The sequence below is a fragment of the Candidatus Hodarchaeum mangrovi genome, assembly GCF_975850365.1.
The window spans coordinates 21008-28986 of record NZ_CDLCQJ010000007.1 but is presented as its reverse complement, the minus strand read 5'-3'; the positions used below and the strand labels follow the sequence as shown (position 1 = coordinate 28986).

8 protein-coding genes are annotated in these 7979 nt (G+C 33.6%); 7 read left to right on the top strand and 1 reads right to left on the bottom strand.

Annotation, left to right across the window (positions count from 1 at the left end; genetic code table 11):
- From ACWVCY_RS01060 to ACWVCY_RS01045, 4 genes are all read left to right on the top strand, one after another.
- A partial coding sequence (locus ACWVCY_RS01060) for a (Fe-S)-binding protein (protein WP_455139595.1) occupies positions 1–894 on the top strand: 894 nt, incomplete at its 5' end.
- Positions 895–896: 2 nt separating this feature from the next.
- Positions 897–4013, top strand: coding sequence for an FAD-dependent oxidoreductase (locus ACWVCY_RS01055; protein ID WP_455139593.1), 3117 nt, complete (start codon positions 897–899; stop codon positions 4011–4013).
- A 22-nt stretch (positions 4014–4035) separates the two neighbouring features.
- On the top strand, positions 4036–4470 hold the full coding sequence (locus ACWVCY_RS01050) for a hydrogenase iron-sulfur subunit (RefSeq protein ID WP_455139591.1): 435 nt from the start codon (positions 4036–4038) through the stop codon (positions 4468–4470).
- A gap of 15 nt (positions 4471–4485) precedes the next feature.
- The gene (locus tag ACWVCY_RS01045; RefSeq protein WP_455139589.1) at positions 4486–5526 is read left to right on the top strand and encodes an FAD-dependent oxidoreductase; all 1041 of its coding nucleotides are present in this window, start codon (positions 4486–4488) and stop codon (positions 5524–5526) included.
- A 147-nt stretch (positions 5527–5673) separates the two neighbouring features.
- Here ACWVCY_RS01045 and ACWVCY_RS01040 read toward each other — a convergent pair whose 3' ends face one another.
- Entirely contained in the window at positions 5674–6162 is a 489-nt protein-coding gene (locus tag ACWVCY_RS01040; RefSeq protein ID WP_455139587.1) for a hydrogenase maturation protease, read from the bottom strand.
- A 243-nt stretch (positions 6163–6405) separates the two neighbouring features.
- On the opposite strand from ACWVCY_RS01040, the gene ACWVCY_RS01035 reads away from it, so the two are divergent.
- From ACWVCY_RS01035 to ACWVCY_RS01025, 3 genes are read left to right on the top strand one after another with little or no spacing between them, the layout of a single operon-like run.
- Positions 6406–6885, top strand: coding sequence for a 4Fe-4S dicluster domain-containing protein (locus ACWVCY_RS01035; protein ID WP_455139585.1), 480 nt, complete (start codon positions 6406–6408; stop codon positions 6883–6885).
- Entirely contained in the window at positions 6872–7132 is a 261-nt protein-coding gene (locus tag ACWVCY_RS01030) for a hypothetical protein (protein WP_455139583.1), read from the top strand. Before ACWVCY_RS01035 ends, ACWVCY_RS01030 begins: the two co-directional genes overlap by 14 nt.
- Positions 7132–7974, top strand: coding sequence for a heterodisulfide reductase-related iron-sulfur binding cluster (locus tag ACWVCY_RS01025; protein WP_455139581.1), 843 nt, complete (start codon positions 7132–7134; stop codon positions 7972–7974). Before ACWVCY_RS01030 ends, ACWVCY_RS01025 begins: the two co-directional genes overlap by 1 nt.
- Positions 7975–7979 lie beyond the last annotated feature (5 nt).

The window sequence follows — 7979 nt, the reverse complement described above, 5'->3', positions numbered from 1 at the left end:
TTCATCCGTGAAAGTCGAGCGAAAACCATAATAGCCGAAGAAAACTTCGCTCATCATAATATCTTCAATATTTTACAGATTTTTATGACTCAAATGACTGAGACAGGTATGAAATATGAATTTGAAGGAAATTTTGATTCTAATTCTACTATTGCATATTTTCCAGGGTGTATTGATCTTTTTGATAAGTTTTTAGATTTGAAAAAGACAGAATTTCACCAAATAGGACAAAGCGCAATTAATATCATTAATAAGGTTGGAATTAGCCCCAATCTTCTGTCATTGAAATGCTGTGGCCATGATGCTTATTGGACAGGTGATAATAAAACTTTTGAAAAATTACTTAAATTTAATACTCAAATAATCAAAAACTCTAGAATTAAAACTCTTGTGGTTTCCTGCGCTGAGTGCTATTATACTTTTAATAAAATTTATGATCTCAGAGACGTTGAAATTCTACATATCTCGCAATTCATAAATAAACATAAAGAAAAACTGGAGTTCAAGGAAGCTAATATTTCCTTAACTTATCACGATGCTTGTCGTCTAGGACGTTTTATGAAAGAATATGAAAGTCCGAGAACTATATTAAAGAACATAAACAAAACCTTAGTCGAGCTGGCTGATAATAGAGAAAATTCAAACTGTTGTGGAGTGTCTGCGTGGCTTAAATGTGATGATCAATCACGGGCAATAATGTTACGTAAGTTAGAAGAAGCAACAAACGCTGTTGGAACTGAAGGAACCCTTTCAGTAGGTTGTACGAAATGTTATGCCCATTTAAACTGTGTATTAGAAGATAAAAAACCACAACATAATTTTCAGATAAAAGTGAAAGAAATTGGAATGTTGGTCGACGAACACACCAGTTCTAAGTTACATTTGAGAGGATAGAAATGAATATAGATATATTAGGATCAGTAGCAGTATTAGGCGGAGGAATTGCGGGAATTCAAGCATCTTTAGATTTAGCTGATCAAGGATTTTTAGTTTATTTAATAGAAAGTAATCCTTCAATAGGAGGGAGAATGGTGCAGCTTGATAAAACATTCCCAACTCTCGATTGTGCCATGTGCATCCTTGGGCCAAAACTAGTTGATGTTCAACGCCATCCAAACATCAAACTCTTAACTTATTGCGAAATAAATAGTCTTTCAGGTTCAGCAGGTAATTTTAAACTTAAATATCTTAAAAAAACACGTTATGTTAATGAGGAAAAATGTACAGCTTGTGGTGATTGTGAAGAAAACTGTCCAGTTTGGATAGATGATGAATTTAATGCCAGCCTTATGAAAAAAGACAAGAGAGGTAGAGATAGACCTGGACGAAAAAATGTGTCAATACCATTCCCACAAGCTGTTCCAAAAATAGCTTACCTCATTCCTGAAACATGTCGTTACATCCAAGAAGGAAAATGTGGTCTTTGTAAAAAACATTGTGGACCTGGAGCAATCGATTATGAACAAAAAGACGAAGAAAAAGAAATAAACGTGGGAGCAGTAATTGTAACAACTGGTTTTGATCCTTTTGATGCCAAAAAAATAAGCAGTATACATTTTAATCAATTTCCTAATATTGTGACAACATTACAGTTTGAAAGACTTCTCAACGCCTCAGGACCAACTAGTGGAGAAGTTTTAAGACCTTCAGACCAAAAACATCCTAAAAAGATAGCATTTTTACAGTGTGTTGGTTCTCGTAATCCAGCTATAGATAGAAATTATTGTTCAGCTGCTTGTTGTATGTATGCAATAAAAGAGGCGATAATGGTAAAAGAACATGATCCAACTGTAGATGTATACATCTACTATATGGATATCCGTGCATTTGGCAAGGGATTTGAGGAATTCTACAAACGAGCAATAAATGAATTTAACATAAACTTTGTTAAATCACGAATCAGTGAAGTTCAAGAAAATGCACAAAATCATAATTTAATTATAAAATATGAAGATTATAAGGGTGAAATAGCAGTTTCATATGAAGAAATGGACATGGTAGTTTTATCTACTGGATTAGATCCTTCACCTCATTCAGTGTTTTTGAAAAACTGCTTAGGCTTAGACATAAATGAAAATGGATTTATAAAAACAGATCCATTAAAACCAGTTGAAACTAATCAATCAGGAATCTATGTATGTGGAGTAGCCTCAAGTCCAAAAGATATTCCTGATACTGTTGCACAAGCTAGTGGTGCTGCAGCAAAAGCTTCAATTCTGCTAAAAAATGTTAGAGATACCGAAGTTGAGAAGGTTAAAATTCCAAGCCCTATAAAAGTCGAACCAACTGATGATCCAAGAATTGGTGTATTAATATGTCATTGTGGACACAATATTGCCTCAGTTATAGATTGTAAAAAACTTGCAGAATATGCAAAGACATTTCCTAATGTTGTATTTTCTGCCGATCCCATGTACGCTTGTGCAGCCGATACACAAGTCGTAATAAAAGATGCTATTAAAGAACACAAGCTAAACCGAATAATAGTTGCATCGTGTACACCACGTACACATGAACCATTATTTAGAAGTACACTCCGTGAAGTGGGTCTAAATGAGTTCTTATTTGACCTTGTTAACTTAAGAGAACATGTCTCTTGGGTACATCCTCATGAAGAATTAAAAGCAAATGAAAAAGCTAAAGATTTAGTTCGTGGTGCTATTACACGTGCTTGTCGGCTTGAACCTCTTTTTAAAGAAAGAATTCCTATTATTAAAAAAGCTGTAGTCATTGGTGGAGGTTGTGCCGGAATGACCAGTGCCTTGGATCTCTCAAGGGCAGGATATCCAGTTTATTTAATAGAAAAAGAAGATGAACTAGGAGGACAATTACTAAAGATTCCTGAACTGCATAATAAACTCAAGGGAAAAGAAATCGTTGAGGATCTAAAAAACCAGATAAAAAATGAATCTAATATAACAGTATTCACCAATGCTGAAATTAAAGACCTTAAAGGAGCAGTAGGAAATTTTAAAGGATTTGTTAAAGGACAAGAAATAGATTTTGGTGCAGTTATAATTGCTACAGGAGCCCAACCATTTATTCCTAATGGATATTACAATTATGGGGAGAAGACTAATATTCTTACTCAAAGAGAATTTGAAGAACGTTTTGATGAGTTTGACCCTCAAACCGTTGTCATGATTCAATGTGTCGGATCCCGTGAAGAAGAAGCTCCAAGAACCTATTGTTCTAGAATTTGTTGTACCGTAGCCATTAAAAATAGCATTCGAATAAAAGAACGCAATCCTAATGCCAATGTATTTATTCTTTATAAAGATATCAGGACATATGGTGATTTAGAGGAATTATATCTGGAAACAAGACAATTAGGTACAATATTTATCCGATATACTGATGAAACGAAACCAACTGTTAGTAAAGATGGAATTGTACAGGTATTTGATGAAATGTTGGGGGTAAATCTTCGAATAAAACCAGATTTGGTAATACTAAGTGTTCCACTAATTCCTAACCCAAATGAAGAAATAAGTCAAATGTTTAAAGTACCTCGTGGATCTGATAGCTTTTTTCTAGAAGCTCATGTAAAATTACGACCACTAGATTTTGCAACAGACGGAATTTTTCTAGCAGGAGCAGCACATTTCCCTAAATTTACATCTGAGAGTATATTTCAAGGGAGTGGAGCTGCAGTTCGAGTAATGGCATTACTTGCAAAAGGATATATTCTCTCTGAAGGAGCAATTTCAGAGATTAATCAAGAACTTTGCAGAGGTTGTGGACGATGTGAGGAAGTTTGTCCATATAAAGCTATCGAATTAGAAATTAAAAGCATAATGTTAGAAACGAAGTCAATAAGAACAATCAAAGCTTTTGTTAATGAAGCAGTATGCAAAGGATGCGGAATTTGTGTAGTAACTTGCCCCGTTTCTGCTATTTCAATAAAACATTTTCCTGATAAGACTATAAACACACAAGTTGAAGCAATCCTTACTAAATCTGAAATTAATAGACGATTAGAGGTCGAAGTACCGAATACTGAAGTTCCTTAAAAAATCAAAAGGATATGAAAGAATGACACAGGCTGAGACCATAAAAAATGAGAATTTTGAACCAACAATAATTGTTTTTGCCTGTAATTGGTGCTCCTATGCTGGAGCTGACCTTGCAGGTGTATCAAGACTTCCTTATCCAAGTAATATTCGTATTGTCAGAGTAATGTGTTCTGGTCGTGTTGATCCAGCTTTTGTACTAAAAGCATTCCTAAAAGGAGCTGATGGTGTAATAGTTGCAGGGTGTCATCCAGGCGATTGCCATTACTTAGAAGGCAATTTAAGAGCTAAAGAGCGTATTGAAAAAATGGTTGAGGCATTAAAATTACTTGGTTGGGAAATTGAGCGGTTTCGATTAGAATGGATATCAGCTAGTGAAGGAAAACGTTTTGCTCACATTATGACTGAATTTACTCAAAAGATTAAAGAATTAGGACCTTTAAAAATTAATAAGTAACTCAATGTGAAGAAAATGGCGAGTAAAGTACTTGTTATTGGAGGAGGAATTAGTGGAATAAAAGCTGCCACCGATCTTGGTCATATGGGGGCCGAAACAATTCTTGTTGAGCGTTCTGCTAAACTTGGAGGAGTATTCGGAAAACTAGGAAAGACCTTTCCATATAATACTAATGCAGTAGATATATTAAATGAATATATCCAGATTTTAGAAAATCTTGATAATGTCAGTATTCATACCCAAACCCACATAAAATCTATAATACAAGAGAATAATACCTTCAAAGTCACTTTAGTTCCTGGTGATATAACAGTTGAAGTTGAAGCATTAATTATAGCTACAGGATTTGAACCCTTTGATGCCTCAAAAATCCCGAAATATGGTTATGGAATATATAAAAATGTCATAACATCCCTAGATTTTCTCGAAATAATAGGTAATAACCAAAATATTATCCGACCATCTGACCAGAAGAAACCTAGTAGTATTACGTTCATTCAATGTATTGGTTCAAGGGACAAAAAGACTAATGAATATTGTTCCTCATTTTGCTGTACTTATGCTGTCCACATTGCTAATAGGATCAAAAATATTGACCCTAGTATTGCGATCACTATCTTGTATATGGATATGAGAACCTTTTCTAACTATGAATATCTTTATCAAGAAGCTCGTGCCTCAGGGGTAAAGTTTATTCGAGGAAAACCTTCAGTGGTTCGTGAAGAATTAGAAACGGGTAATTTAATTGTCGAAGTTGAAAATACTATTAGTCGTGAATTTTTACAACATAAAACTGATATGATCATTCTTTCTATAGGTGCAGAGCCAGCAAGGGAGAGTTATGAGTTAGCTCAAACTCTTGGTCTTAAAACTGATGATAAATCAGGTTATCTTTTGGTTAATGGGGAAGATGATGTTTCAGCAATTGGACAGAGAAGAATTTTTGTGGTTGGAAACGCTTCTGGACCAAAAGACACACAATATTCTCTCGCTCAAGCAAGTGCAGCAGCAATGCAGGTTCTAATTGAAATTAATAAATCAATATCCAAAAAATGAATTTTGATATTTTTTTCAGCAATGTATCCAAACCCTTTGAATTTTTCCTTGAATATAGTCTTTTCAAGGAATATATGTATTTTAAAATTCAGGAAAGAGCATCAGAACTTTTACTAGGTTAAATCATTGTAACTCATACGGAAATAATTAGGTAAGAAATTTTTCAAATTCTTCAATTATCTGCTCAGCTGCATTCTTTACAGGAGCTGAAAGTTGCTCACCAAATTCCATTGTCAATGGTTGAATACCCAAAATTTGAAATTTGATATTAGAGTCACGAGCTATAATAGTAATTAATGTTTTCATAGAAAGGAAATGTGTTGATAAAATAATACCATTATCTTCAAGATTATGGAAATCAAAAAGGTTAATATCACCAGGTTTTCCTTTAAATTCCACTGCATCAATAATTAAGCAATGTGAAACCTCTTTTTTTCTAAGAACAGAAATAAAATTCTCAGGTTGGGATCCTGCATCAAATAAAAGAATTTCAGGGGATATAAATTTATTAATTCTTTCTGCAATCAAGGGACCAATACCATCATCTCCCTTAAGAACATTACCTACACAAAGTATTGCTAATTTTTGATTACGAGCTTCCAGTAAAAATATCTTTAATTTTTTTAGAGATTTCATTATTTCTACATAAAATAACAGTTCTTATTTATAATTTCTCTCAAAAATCTCTTTTTATTGCTAAATATCTTTCTTTTCCTTTAGGATCGAAATTAACCATTCAGAATGAAATTTCTATTATTTTTCATATAATAATACTATAAAATAATTAATTTATGGGATCAAAAAACTTTTAATTAGAATTTAACAATTATCACGCAATAGATTCTTAGATTTAGTGGTTAACAAATGGTGTCTCCCTCTATGGATGACAATGTGTTATTCTATGATGAGAGTAAATGTACAGGATGCCGTTATTGTGAAATAGCCTGTTCATTACGACATCATAACCAATTAAATTTCGAACTTAGTAATTTAACAATCAATACAAAAGTGATTTTTAAGGAAGGGGAAATGAGTTCATCTTTAGATTTTTCTGCAGCTCACTGTATACATTGTGATCCTGCTCCATGTCAAATCGTTTGCCCAACTGGAGCTATCCAAAAAGAACTTGATGGCCGTGTTTTTCTAAATGAACTGAAATGCATTGGTTGTCGTAGCTGCACATTTGCTTGCTCTTTAAGTGTTGCTTGGTTTGACTCTGAAGCTCATCTCAGTCATAAATGCGATTTATGTGATGGTGAGCCGCAATGCGTTGATGTTTGTTCTGTAAAGGCGATAGTTTTCATTCCACGAATTGCAGCAAGAAGTACCATGGAGAAAAGAAATAGTGAAGAAGATTGATGATTTTTCCAAGAAAGATAATGTTCCTCTCTATCCACTTCGTTCTGTATCTAAATTGAATTACATTCCAGAATCTATGGTTGCCAATGCTAAATCTTTAGTACAAACAGGATATCTTGTTACTTCTAGTAAGAGAATAACACAAAAACGAGAAAAACTTAACCTCCCAGAAAGGAAAGATAGTAATATTTTCATTTCAGAAGCATTAAAAGGGAAACATCTCACAAAACTCGTTGGTGAAGAATAATGGAAAAAGTTACCGAATTCAATGCTTTCTGGGGATGCAACATTCCAACAAATCTACCTTTCGTTGAAAAATCAGCCCGATTAATATTTGAAAAACTCAATTTAGAAGTAAGAGAGATAGAAGGAGCAATTTGTTGCCCTGAAAATGACTTAACTCGTCGGTTAGATCCTAGTGTAGCCCTTTTAATTTCAAGTATTAACTTTGCCTTAGCTGAAAATAACGGAATCAAAGATATGGTAGCTTTCTGTAATGGTTGTTATCATAGCTTAGAGCATGCATTTCACATTTTACAGGATGACCAAGAATTTAATCGTGTAAATGAAGAATTAAAAACCTCAAGGTTAAGTTTTAAACGAAATATTCAATTATATCCAATAGTTGCATTTTTATCGGAAAAAGTAGGGATTAATCGTATTAAAAATGCTGTTAGTTTTCCTCTTTCTAATTTCAAAGTAGCATGTCATTATGGATGTCGGTTACAAGAAAATAACTTTACTGATTATTTTGATGAAGTTGTTCGAGCAACAGGGGCACAGATTATAAGATATGGTCTTGAAAAAATGTGTTGTGGTACTCCAGCTCTTTATTGCGATCAAGATTGGTCTATTACAGAACGTGCGAGAAATAAATTAGTTAGTATTAAATCAAGTGAAGCTGATATTATTGTAGTTTCTTGTCCAGCATGTTTCAGGCAGTTAGAAGTTGCACAAGTACTTTTGAAACGAAATAAAGAGACTTATGACCTACCAATTTTGTATATAACCGAATTGTTAGCATTAGCCTTTGGTTTTAGTGAGGAGACTATTGGGCTAGAAGAACATCGTATAAAAGTTCAAAGGTGATCTAA